Annotated in this window: 14 protein-coding genes; 3 read left to right on the top strand and 11 right to left on the bottom strand. The window is 68.5% G+C overall.

All coding sequences use genetic code 11. The features are described 5' to 3' along the window. The first annotated feature begins 3 nt into the window (after window positions 1-3). Window positions 4-1110, top strand: a complete 1107-nt coding sequence (locus TY25_RS19775) for a glutamate--cysteine ligase 2 (RefSeq protein WP_042258259.1) — start codon at window positions 4-6, stop codon at window positions 1108-1110. 10 nt (window positions 1111-1120) lie between these two features. Here the strand turns inward: TY25_RS19775 and TY25_RS19780 are convergent, their stop codons facing one another. From TY25_RS19780 to TY25_RS19820, 9 genes are all read right to left on the bottom strand, one after another. Continuing rightward, window positions 1121-1765, bottom strand: coding sequence for an HhH-GDP family DNA glycosylase (locus tag TY25_RS19780; RefSeq protein WP_042258260.1), 645 nt, complete (start codon window positions 1763-1765; stop codon window positions 1121-1123). Between the two features lie 11 nt (window positions 1766-1776). Further along, window positions 1777-3120 carry an NAD(P)/FAD-dependent oxidoreductase gene (locus TY25_RS19785; RefSeq protein WP_081868971.1) on the bottom strand — a complete coding sequence of 448 codons (1344 nt, stop codon included), beginning with the start codon at window positions 3118-3120 and terminating at the stop codon, window positions 1777-1779. Window positions 3121-3159: 39 nt separating this feature from the next. Then, window positions 3160-3621 carry an SRPBCC family protein gene (locus tag TY25_RS19790; protein WP_029894903.1) on the bottom strand — a complete coding sequence of 154 codons (462 nt, stop codon included), beginning with the start codon at window positions 3619-3621 and terminating at the stop codon, window positions 3160-3162. Between the two features lie 78 nt (window positions 3622-3699). Then, window positions 3700-4338, bottom strand: a complete 639-nt coding sequence (locus TY25_RS19795) for a UdgX family uracil-DNA binding protein (RefSeq protein WP_042258261.1) — start codon at window positions 4336-4338, stop codon at window positions 3700-3702. 12 nt (window positions 4339-4350) lie between these two features. Next, window positions 4351-5808 (bottom strand): aminotransferase class I/II-fold pyridoxal phosphate-dependent enzyme, encoded by a 1458-nt coding sequence (locus TY25_RS19800; RefSeq protein WP_042258398.1) that lies wholly within the window; start codon window positions 5806-5808, stop codon window positions 4351-4353. A gap of 66 nt (window positions 5809-5874) precedes the next feature. Continuing rightward, window positions 5875-6306: an STAS domain-containing protein gene (locus tag TY25_RS40645; protein ID WP_052383077.1), complete on the bottom strand. Its 432-nt coding sequence runs from the start codon at window positions 6304-6306 to the stop codon at window positions 5875-5877. 203 nt (window positions 6307-6509) lie between these two features. Continuing rightward, on the bottom strand, window positions 6510-8102 hold the full coding sequence (locus tag TY25_RS19810; protein ID WP_042258262.1) for an FMN-binding glutamate synthase family protein: 1593 nt from the start codon (window positions 8100-8102) through the stop codon (window positions 6510-6512). A 24-nt stretch (window positions 8103-8126) separates the two neighbouring features. Next, window positions 8127-9317 carry an alcohol dehydrogenase catalytic domain-containing protein gene (locus TY25_RS19815; RefSeq protein ID WP_042258263.1) on the bottom strand — a complete coding sequence of 397 codons (1191 nt, stop codon included), beginning with the start codon at window positions 9315-9317 and terminating at the stop codon, window positions 8127-8129. Between the two features lie 98 nt (window positions 9318-9415). Further along, on the bottom strand, window positions 9416-10027 hold the full coding sequence (locus tag TY25_RS19820; protein ID WP_042258264.1) for a flavodoxin family protein: 612 nt from the start codon (window positions 10025-10027) through the stop codon (window positions 9416-9418). Window positions 10028-10203: 176 nt separating this feature from the next. On the opposite strand from TY25_RS19820, the gene TY25_RS19825 reads away from it, so the two are divergent. Next, window positions 10204-10668, top strand: a complete 465-nt coding sequence (locus TY25_RS19825; RefSeq protein ID WP_042258266.1) for a CinA family protein — start codon at window positions 10204-10206, stop codon at window positions 10666-10668. Window positions 10669-10751: 83 nt separating this feature from the next. Here TY25_RS19825 and TY25_RS42775 read toward each other — a convergent pair whose 3' ends face one another. Both TY25_RS42775 and car read right to left on the bottom strand, forming a co-directional pair. After that, the gene (locus TY25_RS42775; protein WP_146153982.1) at window positions 10752-10931 is read right to left on the bottom strand and encodes a hypothetical protein; all 180 of its coding nucleotides are present in this window, start codon (window positions 10929-10931) and stop codon (window positions 10752-10754) included. 361 nt (window positions 10932-11292) lie between these two features. Further along, on the bottom strand, window positions 11293-14790 hold the full coding sequence (gene car / locus TY25_RS19835; protein WP_042258268.1) for a carboxylic acid reductase: 3498 nt from the start codon (window positions 14788-14790) through the stop codon (window positions 11293-11295). 151 nt (window positions 14791-14941) lie between these two features. Between car and TY25_RS19840 the strand changes: the two genes are divergently transcribed. Beyond that, window positions 14942-15763 (top strand): LLM class F420-dependent oxidoreductase, encoded by an 822-nt coding sequence (locus TY25_RS19840; RefSeq protein ID WP_042258269.1) that lies wholly within the window; start codon window positions 14942-14944, stop codon window positions 15761-15763. Window positions 15764-15771 lie beyond the last annotated feature (8 nt).

A 15771-nucleotide genomic window follows, 5' to 3' on the forward strand; every position in this document is an offset into this window, starting at 1 on the left:
GGAATGCTGGACGCAACCACGATCACCGTCGGTGTCGAGGAGGAGTTCCTGCTCGTCGACCCGGTTACCGGCGCCCCCGTCGCGAAGAACACCGAGGTGGCCGCCGCGGCCGAGCAACGCGGCGTCGAACTGCAACTCGAACTGACCTCGTGCCAGGTCGAGACCAGCACCGGCGTGCACCGCGAAACACCAGCGCTACTGGGCGAACTCGCCGAGTTGCGGCGCAGTGTCGCCGAATGCGCCGAACAGGTGGGCACCCGCCTGCTGGCCGTCGCGGTGCCGCCGACCGTGCCCGAGCGGTTCCCGGTCACCGACACCGAGCGCTATCAGCGCATCGCCGACACGTTCGGGATGATCGCGCACGAGCAGGGTCTGTGCGGTTGTCACGTGCACGTCGCCGTGCCCGATCGCGAGACGGCGATCCAGGTGAGCAATTATCTGCGGCCGTGGCTGCCGGTGTACCTGGCGCTCACCGCGAACTCGTCGATCTATCGCGCGGCCGAGACCGGCTACGCGAGCTGGCGCAGCATCCTGTGGCGGCGCTGGCCGAGCGCCGGGCCGCCGCCTTACTTCGAATCCGCCGCCGATTACGCGGCCATGGTCGACATGATGATCGAGGGCGGCAACATCCTCGATACCAAGATGGTCTATTGGGATGTCCGGCCTTCCGAATCGTTCCCCACCGTCGAGGTCCGGGTCAGCGACGTGCCCGCCACCGTCACCGAGACCGCCCTGCTGGCCACGCTGGTGCGCGCCACCGCGATGATGGCGCGGGCGGCGCTGGAACGCGGCGAACGCGCGCCGGAGGTCCCCGGTGAGGTGCTGCGCGCGGCCTATTGGAACGCCGCGCGCTTCGGACTCGACGGCAACGGTCTCGATCCGGTGTCCCGGCGCGTTGTGCCCGCCCCGGCACGACTGTCCGCGTTGCTGGAGCATGTCGCGCCGGCTCTCGACGAGCTGGGTGATCGCACCTTCGTGACAGACGCGGTGGCGACGGTGCTGGAGCGCGGCAACGGCGCCCGCCGTCAGATCGTGGCCTTCCGAAACAACGGTCGAGTGAGCGACGTGGTGACAGAACTCGCCGACGCCACATTGGAGAAGTGCCGTTAGCCGGAGGTGCTCAGCGCGCGTCCGCGCGGATCTGCTCGGCGAATTCGTCGTCCAGCGCGGCGCGGACGAGTGCCGCCGCCAACGCGCCGGCTCGGCCGTCCGGCGCGAGCGCGGCGAGTTCGTCGGTGCCGGTCGGCAGGTCGACCCGTCGCGCGCCCTGCTTGGCGCGCTCGTCGAAGTACGGTCTCGCCCAGGTCCATACGTCCTGGACCTCGCGCAAGAAGATATCGCTGCCGGTGGGTCCGATCCCCTGGAATTCCTGGAGCAGCTGCGCCGCGCGGGCCCGGTCCTCTTCGGCGGCCTCGCCCAGTCTGCGTAGATCACCGCCGTATTTGTCGAGCACCAGGTTCGCGTTCGCGCCGAGCCTGGTCGCGGTGCTCTCGTCGTAGCGCTTGTAGCGCGCGCGGCCCAGCGCGTCCACGAGTTCTTGCCACTGCGCGTCCGCGATCCGTTGCGGGGTGCGGTATCCCGTGGCGATCAGCTCTTTCGCCGCGGCGACCGCGATATCCGCCGAAATCCGGGTGCTCAGCAGCTCGGCGAGCACGAGAAGCTGGAACAGCGGCGCGGGCTTGTCGGCCAGGTCGATACCGGCCTGCGCCGCATAGCCCTCGCCCGCCCGCTCGAGCAACGCGTGCACAACATTTCGTTCACTCATTGCGCGACTCCCTATTTCGACGCCGGATGCTTGCTCGGAATCCCTTCGCTGCCACTGAAACTGGCTTCCTCCGGGCTGACGAGACCGAGCAGCGCGAGCGCCCGCGGGGTTACCGCGTTGGTGGCGTACGCCAACGAGATCGCCCACCGGTTCACCGCTCTGGGCACCGCATAGATGTGGTAGACCCGGGTCACGACCTTGGCGAGTCGGCCCGACAGATGGATGCCCATCGGGTTGGCGACGGCGAAGCCCGGACCCAGATCTACGACCAAGCCCATGTCGCGGTGCTTGTACGGTCCGGCGGTGCCGATGCCCAGGCTCGCGGCCACATTGCGCGCCAAGGTTTTTCCCTGGCGCGTCGCGTGCTGTGCGGTCGGCGGGGTGATCTTGCCGGGCTTGGTCAGATCCGGGACCGCCGCCGCGTCGCCGCCCGCGAACACGTCGGGATGGCCGGGCACGCCCAGCTGCGCGTCGACCGCCAGGCGGCCGCGTTCCAGGGGCAGATCCAGGGTGCTCAACAGCGGTGCACCGGTCACGCCGGTCACCCAGGCCACCGTGTGGGTGGGGATCACGCTGTCGTCGGTGAGCACGACGTGGCCGTCGCTCAGCTCGCGCAGCGAGGTCTGCAATCGAATGTCGATTCCCCTCCCCCGCAACACCGACAAGACCTTGTCGCCGAGCCGCTCGCCCACCTCGGGCATCACCCGGTCGGCCATGTCCAGCAGCACGAAACGCACCTCGGCGGGGTCGACACCGCGGCGGTGGGCGTAGGCGTCGGCGAGCGCGCGCAACTGCGCGATCAGTTCGGTGCCCGCGTACGAAGCGCCGACGACCACCACCGTGCGGCGCGCCCGGCGCAGCTCGGGATCGTCTTCGTGGTCGGCCAATTCGAGTTGCCTGAGCAGCTGCTCACGCAGATACAGCGCCTCGGCAATGGTTTTCAGGCCACGCCCGTGCTCGGCCAGGCCCGGCACATCGAAGAGCCGGGTCGCCGAGCCGGGTGTGAGCACCAGCCGATCCCACGAGAGTTCCCGCGCCGGATAGTACTCGCTCCGCACGGTGATCGACTTACGTTGCAGATCAACAGATTCGGCCTTGCCGACGACGAGTCGCACCCGGGGCAGGGCGTCGGCGAGCGAGATCACCACGAATCGGGGATCGATCAGTCCGCCTGCCACATCCGGTAGCAACGGCGTGTAGAGCATGTAGTCGTCGGGCGTGACGAGCACGACCTCGATGTCGCGGCCCGCCTTCGCCAGACGGCGGCACAGTTTCGCGGCGCAGGTGAAGCCGGCGAAGCCGCTGCCGACGATCACCACCCGCTGCGGGGTCTCGGTCTCGGCTACCGGCACCACCGGCTCCTCCTCTGTCTCTGGTCGGGCCTCGAACTGTGATCAGGCGTCAGGACGCTCGATATCCCCGCGCCACGCGCCGGTCTCGTGCTGCCTGCTCTCGATGAACTTCTTGAACCGCTGCATATCGCCGTTCACTCGGTGCTTCAGCACGCCGAGACGGTCGGCGGCGGTCTCCACGAAGCCGTCCGGGTCGACGTCCATCTGCGCGGTGATCCTGGTGTGCGTGTCGTCGAGCCGGTGAAAGGTGATCACCCCCGCGTGCTGGGGGCCGGAATCGGACTTCCACGCCACCCGCTCGTCCGGGTGCTGCTCGGTGATGGTGGCATCGAACTCGCGGGTCGAGGGCCCGACGTGGATGCGCCAGTGGGTGTGCCGGTCGTCGAGCTGCTGCACCGCTTCCACACCCTCCATGAACTCGGGGAACGACTCGAATTGCGTCCACTGGTTGTAGGCGGTGCGGACCGGTACCTCGACATCCACGGTGGCGGCCAACGTACTCATGTGTACCCCTTTCGTTGCTGTCGCGTTGCGCGACTCGGTCAGGGGCGGCATACCCGGGCAACCGGAGCAGAAACAGACTCAGCCGGGCCGGAAACCGGCTTCCCTGGCGATGATTCCGAGATCGTCGACGAACGCCTGGTAGGCCGCGGTCCGGTCCGGCGCGCGCAGCACCGCGGCGGGATGCACGGTGGTGATCACGTCGTAGTCGCCGTGCGCGATCACCTCACCGCGGCGCTCGCTGACCTTGAAAGTGTTGCCCAGCAACGCTTTGGCGGCGATCGCGCCCAGACCCACCACCAGCTTCGGGTGCACGACCGACAACTCCGCACTCAGCCATGCCGAGCAGGCGACGATCTCGGTGCGGCCGGGCTGCTTGTGAATTCGCCGCTTGCCGCGCTCGGTGAACTTGAAATGCTTCACCGCGTTCGTGAGATAGACCTGATCGCGCGGGATGCCTGCCTCGGCCAGCGCGCGGTCCAGGAGACCGCCCGCGGGGCCGACGAAGGGATGGCCCTGTACGTCCTCCTGGTCGCCGGGCTGCTCCCCCACCATCACGATGGCGGCCGCGGCCGGTCCCTCGCCGAACACCGTCTGGGTGGCGTCCCGGTACAGATCGCAACCGTGACACCCTTGCGCGGCCGCCCGCAGGGTGCGCAACGACGGCCGTCCGCTCGGGACGAACTCGGCGGCCCCTGGCGCTGTATCACGAGCGGGCACAACGACTTCCGTTCACTCGGCGACCACGCGGATGGTGTGCAGTGCGGGATCGGCGGGATCGGGCACATTCATGCCGGAATCCAGCCCCGTGCGCAGGTATGCCACGACCGCCTCGTCGATCCGCTCACCGGGGACGATGACCGGGATACCCGGCGGGTACGGCGTGACCTGTTCGGCTGCGATCCGTCCCGGCGCCGCCGCCAGCGGCACCGCCTGCACCCGGCCGAAGAAGGCATCGCGCGGCAGCATGACGGTCTCCAGTTCCAGCTCGTCCGGGGACGGCAGCCGGATGTGATGTGGCGCAGGCTCTTTCCACTGCTCTCGCCAGGCGGTGAGCGCCGCGACGAGCCGGTCCGCGGTATCGTCGTCGTCGGCGAAGGACAGCGTGGCCAAGATGCGCCGATGGTCGCTGAGCCCGACGTCGACGTGCCGTTCCTCGCGCAGCCAGTCGGCGACCTCGTAACCCGTTGCCCCGGTGGCGGATACGTCCATCAGCACCTGCATGCGGTCCAGGTCGTGCGAGGCTTCGACACCGAGCAGCTCCTTCTCCATCACCTGGATGCCCGGTATCCGCGCCAGTTCCGAGCGCAGACGATCCGACACACGCAACGCCTCGCCCAGCAACCGGTGACCGTCCTGCACCATCTGGCGGCGCCAACCGTCGATCGCGGCGTACATCAAGACGTTCGGGCTCGTGGTCGTCAGCAGGTCCGCGCACGCGCTCAGGCGCGCCCGATCGATCAGATCGCCTTGGACGTGGAAGACCGAGCCCTGCTCGAATCCGGCGCCCATCTTGTGCACGCTCACCACGCAGACGTCCGCGCCCGCGTCCATCGCCCAGGTCGGCAACTCCTCGTGGAACGGCAGATGCGCGCCCCACGCCTCGTCGACGATCAACGGCTTGCCGCGGCGGTGGCACACTTCGGCGATACCCGCGATATCCGCGCAGGTTCCGTACGGGCTCGGACTCACGATCAGCGCACCGGAGGCGTCCGGGTGACGCTGCCATGCGTCCTCGATCTGCTGGACCGAGGGCGGATGGGAGAAATGCCGTTCGGCGTCCCAGCGCGGCGTCACCCAGCGGGGCAGCAGGCCGGCGAAGATCAATCCGGCGACAATGGATTTGTGACTGTCCCGCCCGAGGATCAGCCCACCGTCGCCACCACCCGCCACGGCGAGCATCGCGGCCTTCACCGACAGCGAGCTGCCGCAGGTGGAGAAGAACGCCATCTCGGCGCCGACGGCGTCGGCCATGAGCTCTTCGGCGTCCGACAGGTACTCGCCCCGGGCGCGACGATCGTCCAGCCCGCCGGAGGCGAGCACATCGCTGCGAAAAGCGTCGCCCAGTACCTGCAGTACCCGGTCGTCGACGCCGCGCCCCTGCCGATGGCCGGGCGGCGTGAAGCCGTACCGACCACGCCGCCGGTAGTCGTCCAGTGCGTCCAGAATAGGTGCTCGTAGTTGGTCCATCCCTTGCTGGCTACCCACCAGCACGCGGATCATGCACCAGCACGTCGTCCCAGGTCTGCGGCTTGCTCAGCTTTCGGAGACCGCGTCCAGCGCGCTGCCCAGGCGCGGATAGCACCTGATCCAGGCGGCCGCGCCGGACAGGTCGAACGCCCGCTGCGTCGGCCGCGACGACACCACCGCGGCGAACTTCCGATCGTCGTCCTCGGCCCGTTCGGCGGCGAGGATCAGCACGTCCACCCCGGCGAAGCCCAGGAAGGCGATCCGGCTGGTGTCCACCACCGTCGCGGGGAAGTGCTCACCGGCGCGCACGACCTGGTGCAGAAAGGGCGCGGTGGCGAGGTCGAGGTCGCCGCTGACGGCCAGCACCCGGACGCCGGGTAGCACGTCGACCCGGATGCGGAGCTGCCCACGCGCGTAGTCGCGCGTCCTCGAATGGTGCGGGTGCGACAACAGCCGACGAGACATGCGAGGCTGGCGCGGACTCAGCTGATTGCTCATGCTCAACGCTCCGGTTCACCGCCGAACGGACATATCGCCCAGCATAATTCGGTGATAGACCAGGCCGAGTTGGGCGACGCCGAAGGGAGCCGTCTCGAGGCGGGGACTACCGTCGGCTCCTGTCTGAACCTCCTTGAAACCTACTCCACCCCGGCGGGCAGCGCCATTCCCCCTGCTCATTACGGCGCGGCGACCGATTCGCGCTAGCGCACGCGCGCACGGAACGAGTCCGGGTCGGCGGCGGCCCAGTCCGCGGCCCAGGCAGGCGGCGCTTCGCTGATCAATTGGCCCGGAGCGAGCCAATCGTAGAGTTCGGCGTAGGACAGCTGCTCGGTGGCCGAGATGCGCTTGCGCAGCAGGTGGGGCGTGAGCTGGGCCGGGTGATCCACGCCGAGCGACGCCATGATCTGCACGGCCTGCGCGACCGTGGCCTCCTGATAGCGCCGGACCCGCTCGGTCTTGTCCGCCACGTCGAGCGCGCGAGCGCGGCGCGGATCCTGGGTAGCCACGCCGACCGGGCAGTGGTTGGTGTGGCAGCGCTGCGCCTGGATGCAGCCGATGGCCATCATCATGGCGCGCGCCGCGTTGGTGTAGTCGGCCCCTTGGATCAGCCGTTTGACGATGTCGTTGCCCACGGCCACCTTGCCGCTGGCCCCGATCTTGATCCGGTCGCGCAGTCCGGTGCCGACGAGCGCGTTGTGCACGGTGATCAGCCCATCGGTCAGCGGCAGCCCGACGTGGTCCTCGTACTCCAAAGGCGCTGCGGCCGTGCCGCCTTCGGCCCCGTCGACCAGGATGAAATCGGGCGTGACGCGCTCGTCCAGCATCGCTTTGCAGATCGCGAGAAACTCGCTGCGCGAACCGAGACACAGCTTGAATCCGATCGGTTTACCGTCCGACAGTTCGCGCAGCCGGGCGATGAACGCCACCAGTTCGCGCGGGGTCCGGAACGCGGAATGCGCTGCCGGGCTGACACATTTCTCGTGCGCGGGCACGCCACGGAACTCGGCGATCTCCGCGCTCACCTTCGCGGCAGGCAGCACCCCACCCAGGCCGGGCTTGGCGCCCTGGCTGAGTTTGATCGAGATCGCTTTGATCTGCTCGTGCGCGGCCTGCTCGGCGAACCGGGCCGGGTCGAACGCGCCGTCGCGCGTGCGGGTGCCGAAGTAGCCCGAGCCGATTTCCCACACCAGGTCGCCGCCGCCGTCGAGGTGGTACGGCGTGAGCCCGCCTTCACCGGTGTCGTGCGCGAAACCGCCCAGCGCCGCACCGCGATTCAGCGCCCGCAGCGCGTTCGCCGACAGTGCGCCGAAGCTCATCGAGGACACGTTGAACAGCGACATCGAGTACGGCCGGGTGCAGTCCGGGCCGCCGATCAGCACCCGTGGCGCTCGCGCGGGCTCGGGCACCGGCGCGTTCGAGTGGACCAGGTACTCGTAACCCACGCTCTCGACGTCGCGCTCGGTACCGAACGACAGTTCGCCGTGGATACCTTTGGCGCGCTCGTAGATCATCGTCCGGATGTCGCGGTCGTACGGGCGGCCGTCGACGTTGCGTTCGATGAAGTACTGCTGCAGCTCCGGCCGCAGGCTTTCCAGCAGGTAGCGCATGTGCCCGAGGATCGGATAGTTGCGCAGCACGGCGTGCCGCCGCTGCGCCAAGTCGTAGAGACCGACCCCGAGCAGCGCGGCCAGCGCCACGGCCAGCACCCACCACGCCCACGAGCCGATCGAGGCGGCGACGCCGACCGCGATCGTCGCGGCGAGCAGGAACCCGACGACGAAGAATCGGAGCATAGGCCGCTTGCCCTCCTCGTACGCTCACTCTCGGCCGGGTGTCAATACCACCTTCACCATACCGTCGGACTTCTGCTGGAACTGCGCGTAGGCCTCCGGCGCGTCGGACAGCGGGAGGTGGTGCGTCGCAAAGGAATCCACGCCCAGCGGGTCGGCGTCGTGCAGCAGCGGGATGATGTCGTCCACCCATCGCTTCACGTTGGCCTGGCCCATGCGCAGCTGGATCTGCTTGTCGAACAGCACCCGCATGGGCAGCGGATCCACCATGCCGCCGTACACGCCGACCAGTGAGATGGTCCCGCCGCGGCGCACGATGTCGATCGCGCTGTACAGCGCCGCCAGCCGATCGACGCCCGCGGTGTCGTTGACCTTCTCGGCGACCACGTCCGGCAGCAGCGCGGCCGCCTTCTGCGCCATCGAGGTGACCGGCGAGCCGTGCGCTTCCATGCCGACGGCATCGATCACCGAATCGGTGCCGCGTCCCGCGGTCTTCTCTCGCACCATATCGGCGAGGTGTCGCCCGGCCACCTGGAGATCGATGGTTTCGATGCCGCGCCGGGCGACCCGAGCCAAGCGCTCCGGCACCAGGTCGACGCCGATCACCCGGAATCCGCGCTGCGCCGCGATCCGGCAGGCCATGTCGCCGATCGGCCCGAGGCCGAGCACGGTCACCGACCCGCCCGCCGGGATCGCGGCATACTCGACCGCCTGCCACGCGGTCGGCAGCACATCCGACAGGTACAGGAAGCGATCGTCGGGCGGGCCGATCGGGACCTTGACGTGGGTGAAGTCTGCGTGCGGCACCCGCAGGTACTCGGCCTGCCCGCCGGGCACCTGACCGTACAGTTTCGAATAGCCGAAAAGCGCCGCGCCGCTGCCGCGTTCACGGACCTGCGTGGTCTCGCACTGGGTCGTCAAGCCTTGGTCGCACATGAAGCAGTGGCCGCAGCTGATCTGGAATGGCACCACCACCCGGTCGCCCTTCGCCAAATTCGTGACCCCGGCCCCGGTCTCCTCTACGATGCCGATCGGCTCGTGCCCCAGCACATCTCCCTCACTCATGTACGCGCCGAGGACTTCGTAGAGATGCAGGTCCGAGCCGCAGATCCCGGACGACGTCACCCGGATGATCGCGTCGGTCGGTTGCTCGATCCGCGGGTCGGGCACCTCTTCCACGCCGACCTTGCGCTTGCCCTGCCACGTCACTGCTTTCATCACTGCTCCTTCATCGAATTCTCGCCCGCACCGGCGCTTATCCGGAGCCGCCGTCGAAACGTCGTCTGTCGCAGCGCCTTCGGGGCACGATCACGGGCCTATTCGTAGGCCGGGTAACTCTCGGTGTTCAGCACCCGCGCGAGGTGGGCGGCGTTGCGCGCCATGGCTTTCGTGGCCGAGGCGGTCGAGTCCGGAACTTCGTCGAGATCCTGATAGTCGGTGCCGCCCATGGCTTCGCCGTTCCAGTACGTGCAACCCTGCGCGGGGATGGAGAAGCCGATGTCGTTGAGCCCCTGGAACAGGTCGGCCACGATCTTGTGTGCGCCGTCCTCGTTGCCGACCACCGCGGCGATGGCGACCTTGCCCACCATGGACGGCCGTCCGGCGTCATCGGTTTCGGACAGTTCCGCGTCCAGGCGCTCGAGCACGCGCTGCGCGACCGAGGACATGTGGCCCACCCACGTCGGCGTCGAGATCAGCAGAATGTCCGCCGCCGCGATGCGGGCGCGGATCGTCGGCCACTGGTCGCCGGAGCCCTCGTCGGCACGCACACCGGGATGCACGTCGTAATCGACCACCCGCAGGATCTCGCCTTTGACGTCGTGCTCCGCCAGCGCGTCGAGCGCGTGCCGGGCGATGAGTTCGCTACTGGACTCGGCGGGCGATTTCTGCAACGTACAGACCAACGCGACGGCGGTGGGTGCGGTCATGATCTTCGTCCTCCTGTGCGGGTCGGGGAATCGAACTGCCGGGACTGCGTGCGGCGGCGCACGTACGCCTGTCCACCGCATACCCGAGGACCACGGCGCAAACATCGCCGAACTCCCCGGCCCTGCCGCGCCCCTCGTACGACGGCTACCGCGCAGGCGACTGGTATGAAGAAACGATGGGTATCAGCAACCTCGCCGAGCAGATCGCCGCGGCGGCGCAGCGGACGGGCCGCACCGTAGCGGTCGCGGAATCGCTGACCGCCGGTCGCCTGGCCGCCGCCTTGGGCGCGGCCCCCGACGCGGGCAGCTGGTTCCACGGCGGTGTGGTCGCGTACTCACGCTTCGTCAAGCACAGCGTGCTCGATGTGCCCGAGGGACCGGTGGTGTCGCAGGTCGCGGCCGAGTCGATGGCGCGTACGGTGCGCGCGATGACCGGCGCGACGATCGCCTGCGCGGTCACCGGCGCGGGCGGACCCGACCCGCAGGACGGCCAACCCCCGGGCACGGTCTGGTTCGCCGTCGCGACCGAGCATTCGACCGCGACCGAGCGCCGGCATTTTCCGGGCGATCCCGCCGCGGTGCTCGATCAAACGATCTCGCACGCCCTCGAATTAGTACTCGACGCCCTACCCGCGCAGTAACCGTCCTACTTCCGCAGCTGAGCCAGATAGTCACCGTGAGCCCGCAGCTCGGTGCCCGCGCTGCGGTTCGGCGCGTTCAGGAATCACGAGCGGTCGGCCTCGCGGGCCGGAAGTGGCTTCAGGACCGAGAGCTTCGAGTCCGGGATATCGAGTTCGGCCAACGAAACGAAATAGGCGTCGAATTCGCGCGCATAGTCCCCGGCACCGTCCTGACCGCCACAGAAAAAGCCGCCGCCTGGCGTCAGTGATCCGTCGGCGGCCAATCGGCTTATCCGAATTCGTATCTCGTGCAGCAGGGCCGCGGCGTCCGGACCGATTTCGCGCGCGAACAGGGAATGCTCGACGCGGGGCGGGGGCCGGTCGAACCGGTCCAGGAATCTGCGCAGGCCAGAGGTAAGATCCGACCGAAACGGCCGTCGTCGTGCATCCATCGGTACCTCACGTCCCGGCGCCGAGCCGGCTGCGGAACTTTCGCCGAGTCGGGCTGGAACTCACCGTAACCGCACGGACACCGCCCGGAATATCGGTTGAACGATGGACGCGGATCAACCAAATTAGTTCGGCGAGCGAAGAATACGAGTGGGGCGCGGCAGCCCACCGCACCCCACTCGCGTTCCTTATCGGTCAGAGCAGTCCGAGGTGCTCCAGGTTGGTGACGTATTTCAGAATGGTCGACTCGGTGAGGTGCGGGATGTCTTTGTCCGGGCCGATATTCGCGTCCTGCACCGCGGCGCGGAAGCGGTCGGCCGGGGCGACGCTGCCCTCGACCGGCGGCTGCGGATGCGCGTAGCTGTGCAGCAGCGGCAGCAAGGAATGCCTGCGCTGCTGCTCGGGCAGCGCACGCAGTTTCGTGCCGAACTGCTCGAGCCAGGCCTGATAGTCCGCGACCCGGGCGATCGGATAGCCGGCCGCGACGAGCCAGTCGACGAACTCGTCCAGCCCGATGCCGTCGTGGTGCGGGTTCATCACGTGGTAGGTCGAGAAGCCCTCGTGCACACCGAGTTCGGTGACCGCCTCGGCGATGAAGTCGACCGGTAGCCCGTCGTAGTGCGCGCGCTGCCGCTGCCCGGCCGCATCGGTCTGATAGAACGAGCCGGGCGCGACGCCGGTGGCCACCAGGCTGAGCATCAATCGGGTGAACATGTCGGGCACGTTCAACTGACCGACATAGCGGCCGTCCACCATGATCATGTCGCATCGGAACACGCTGACCGGCAACCCATATCGCTCGTGGGCCGCGCGCAGCAGCACCTCACCCGCCCACTTGCTGTTGCCGTAGCCGTTGGCATAGCGCTCGTCGACCGACCGGGTCGCGCTGATCGTGCGGATATCGGCGTCCTCGACGAACTGCCCGGCCGCGATCTGATCGCCGACGCCGACGGTGGAGATGTAGTCGAAGATCTTCTGTTTTCCGGTGAGCGCCAACCGGATCAGCTCGGCCGTGCCCACCACGTTCGGCCCGAACAGCTGGCGGTAGGGCAGCACATGGTTGACCAGCGCGGCGCAGTCCACGATCAGGTCCACGCGCTCGGCCAGCTGCTGCCAGGTGGCGCGGTCCAGCCCGAGGTCGAGGTCACCCTTGTCACCCGCCACCACTTCCAGGTGCCGCTCGGCCAGTCGCCGGTAATGCGTGAGCAACTGCGGGTCGCCGCTGTCGAACACCGCGTCCAGGCGCTGACGGGCGGCCGCGTCGTCGGTCGCGCGGACCAGGCAGATCAGCGTGCCGTCCACTGGACCGAGCCGTTCCAGCAGCGCCAGCGCGAGGAACCGGCCGAGGAAGCCGGTGGCGCCGGTGAGCAGCACGGTGCGCACCGCATAGTTCGGCGCGGGCAGGGCGGCGGCGCCGTCGAGCGTGGCAGCGTCCAGGAACTTCTCCAGGGTGAGATCGGCGGCGCGCACCTCGGTCGCCTCCGGTCCGTGCACGCTCTCGAACGTCGGCCGCGTCGCCTGCGCGCCGGACTCCAGGAAGGTGGCCAGGGCGCGCAGATCGGTCGCCGGACTGACGATCACGCCGACCGGCACCTCGACGCCGAGGATGTCGTGCAGCGCGTTGCCGAAGGTCAACGCGGACAACGAGTCTCCGCCGAGCTCGGTGAAATGCGCCGCCGGGTGCACGTCGGCGGCGGGGATACCGAGCAACGCGGCGGCCACCCGGGTGACGGTCTCGAGCACCGGCCGGTCGGCGGCACCCGTCCGCAGCGCGCGCAACTCCTCGGCCTGCCCGTCGGACAACCGCTGATACAGCTGCTCGAGCAGCTCGCCGTAGCGTTGCCGCAGCTTCGGCCGCGCGAGCTTGCGGATGCCGGTGAGCAGGCCGTTCTCCACCGTGAACGGCGTTGTCTCGACCAAGAAGTCGCGCGGGATCTCATAGGACTGCAACCCGGCGTCGGCGGCGACTGCCCGCAATGCCTCGGTGAGCAGCGGACCGATCGCACCGACGTCACCGGAAACCCGTTCCAGCACTGCGTCGTCCGGGACGATCACCGCCAAGAGGTAAGGGCGCGAGCTGTTGCCGTAGATGTAGATCTGCTGGATCAGCGGACTGGCACCGTAGGCCGCCTCCAGCTTCGACACCGTGACGAACTCGCCCTGCGACAGTTTGAGCACATTGTTGCGGCGGTCGAGATAGCGCAACTCGTCGGGCTGCACCTCGGCGACGATATCGCCGGTCCGGTAGTAGCCGTCCGGGTCGAACACCTCCGCCGTCACCTCGGGCCTGCGGTAGTAGCCGGGAAAGATGTTCTGTGTCTTCACGAGCAGCTCACCGCGCGGGTACGGACGGTCGGTGCGGTAATAGCCGAGCTCGGGCACGTCGGCCAGCTTGTAGTCCAGCACCGGCGGCCGCGCCACCTTGCCGTCGACCGTGATGCCGCCGGCCTCGGTGGAGCCGTACCCGTCCGGTAGGTGGAAACCCAGTAGGGCATCGACGAATTCGCGCACCTCGACCGAGATCGGCGCGGACCCGGTGACCGCGCCGAGCGCGCGCCCGCCGAGCAGGTCGCGGCGCAGTTCCGCGAGCAGTTCCGGTGCCCGATCGGACCGCTCGGCGGGACCGACGCCGTCGAGGGCCCGCTGGTACTCCTGGTAGAGCAGATCCCACACCCGCGGCACGAATTGCAGCTGCGTCGGCCGGACCAGCGAGAGATCCTCCAGGAAGGTCGAAAGATCGCTGCTGGCAGCGAAATACGCGATACCGCCGCGGGCCAGGGTGCCGTACAACGTGTAGCGGCCCATGAGATGGCTCATCGGCATGAAGTTCAGCGTGATCCACGGCCCGGCCGCGTGCGGGCCCTCGCCCAACCCGAATTTGCCCTGCCACAGGTTGGCGACCAACCGCTCCGAATACATTGCGCCCTTGGGCGTTCCGGTGCTGCCCGAGGTGTAGATCAGCAGCACGATTCGCTCGCTGTCCGCCGCTTCCGGCGCAACCTCGCCGGCTTTCCCGCTATCGGCAAGTTCCGCAAGCGTTTTCAGTGCCACACCGGTTCCGGCGAGACGCGCGGCGGCCGCCTCGTACGCTTCGCGATGGGCGTCCACCTCCGCCCGGTGGTCCAGCACCACGATCAGGCCCGGCCGGTGCTCGCCGTCGGCGAGGTCGAGCGCCTCCGCGAGCTGGTCGACACCCGCCGCGAGGACGCGCGGCTGCGTCTCGGCCAGGATCGGGCGCAGTTGCACCGCAGGCGCATTCGATTGCATCGGCACGGCGATCGCGCCCGCCAGCGTCGCCGCGAGGTCGAGCACGGTGTATTCGACGCTGGTGAAACCGAGCATCGCCACGTGCTCGCCGGGGCGCACCCAGCCGCCGTCCGCCGCCTCGCCGCGCAATCCGGCGGCCACGGCCGCCACCTGCCGCCCGAGTTCGGCGTAGGTCGTCGTTTCGTATTCCGGCAGCACATGCAGCGTCGTGCGGCCGGTCACCGGATCGGTGACCAATCGGGTGGCGCGGGCGCCGACGGCCGGGCGGCCACCGTAGGCATCGAACACGATGCGGATCAGTTCCGCGAGCCCTACCGCAGGATCTTGAATTCGAGCGTTGACTGCCGGATCGGGCAGTGCACCCGCGAGCACCTCGTCCGTGGCGGACAGGTCATCGATTCGTCGAGCTACCTCTACATCTGTCATCACATGTCTCCCTGACCAGCGGTTTGGCAAAGCAGCAATGTCTTTAGTTCTGGTAACTATCTACCTGGGACAGGCTACTCCCCCACTGCCCAACTGAGAAGACGCTCGTCGCGCCGGAATTTCTGCCGGAGCCCAGGAGTTGCATGCGGGCATGCAGATTGGGATCATCACTTTTCTCACCGACGAAGGCATCAGCGGTAAGGCACTAGGTCCCGCGCTGGAGGATCGCGGCTTCGAATCCCTGTTCCTGGCCGAGCATTCGCACATCCCGGCGAGCAGAAAGTCGCCGTATCCGATGGGCGGCGACCTGCCCCGCCGCTACTACCGCACGCTCGATCCGTTCGTCGCGCTCAGCGCCGTCGCCGCGGTGACCGAGCGATTGATCCTGGGCACCAGCGTCACCCTGCTGATCCAGCGCGACGTCATCCACACGGCCAAAGAGGTGGCGAGCCTGGACCTGATCTCCGGCGGGCGCGTCGTGTTCGGCGTCGGCGTCGGCTGGAATCGCGAGGAGATGGCCGACCACGGGACCGACCCGCGCACCCGCGGCGCATTGCTGGACGAGCAACTCGAGGCGATCCGCGTGATCTGGACCGAGGAACTCGCCGAATACCACGGCCGTTTCCTCGATTTCGACCCGATGTACTCGTGGCCCAAGCCCGTGCAGCAGCCGCACCCGCCGATCTTCGTCGGCGGCGAGACGGCCGCGATCAAACGCGCCATCCGGCACGGCGTGGGCTGGGTGCCCAATGGCGCGGCCACGGCGGCCGAGGTCCCGGCGCAGCTGGCGCCGTTCGCCGGCAACGACCTGCCCGTGATGGTCGCGCCGGTGCTCCCCGACCCGGCGATCCTCGACGCCTACGCCGAGGCCGGGGTGCAACGGGTGGCGCTGTCGCTGGCACCGCTGCCTGAAGCGGACGCGCTACGCAAACTGGACACCTTGGTCCCGCTGGTCGAGCGCTATCACGGCTGACCAGTCGT

It is taken from the genome of Nocardia brasiliensis NBRC 14402, assembly GCF_000308475.2.
Classification (GTDB): domain Bacteria; phylum Actinomycetota; class Actinomycetes; order Mycobacteriales; family Mycobacteriaceae; genus Nocardia; species Nocardia brasiliensis.

Bases quoted from the DNA above. Each gene is read 5' to 3' on its own strand.
- TY25_RS19775 (WP_042258259.1), top strand. From the start codon at position 4: ATGCTGGACGCAACCACGATCACCGTCGGTGTCGAGGAGGAGTTCCTG.
- TY25_RS19780 (WP_042258260.1), bottom strand. From the start codon at position 1,765: ATGAGTGAACGAAATGTTGTGCACGCGTTGCTCGAGCGGGCGGGCGAG.
- TY25_RS19790 (WP_029894903.1), bottom strand. From the start codon at position 3,621: ATGAGTACGTTGGCCGCCACCGTGGATGTCGAGGTACCGGTCCGCACC.
- TY25_RS19800 (WP_042258398.1), bottom strand. From the start codon at position 5,808: ATGGACCAACTACGAGCACCTATTCTGGACGCACTGGACGACTACCGG.
- TY25_RS40645 (WP_052383077.1), bottom strand. From the start codon at position 6,306: ATGAGCAATCAGCTGAGTCCGCGCCAGCCTCGCATGTCTCGTCGGCTG.
- TY25_RS19810 (WP_042258262.1), bottom strand. From the start codon at position 8,102: ATGCTCCGATTCTTCGTCGTCGGGTTCCTGCTCGCCGCGACGATCGCG.
- TY25_RS19815 (WP_042258263.1), bottom strand. From the start codon at position 9,317: ATGAAAGCAGTGACGTGGCAGGGCAAGCGCAAGGTCGGCGTGGAAGAG.
- TY25_RS19820 (WP_042258264.1), bottom strand. From the start codon at position 10,027: ATGACCGCACCCACCGCCGTCGCGTTGGTCTGTACGTTGCAGAAATCG.
- TY25_RS19825 (WP_042258266.1), top strand. From the start codon at position 10,204: ATGGGTATCAGCAACCTCGCCGAGCAGATCGCCGCGGCGGCGCAGCGG.
- car (WP_042258268.1), bottom strand. From the start codon at position 14,790: ATGACAGATGTAGAGGTAGCTCGACGAATCGATGACCTGTCCGCCACG.
- TY25_RS19840 (WP_042258269.1), top strand. From the start codon at position 14,942: ATGCAGATTGGGATCATCACTTTTCTCACCGACGAAGGCATCAGCGGT.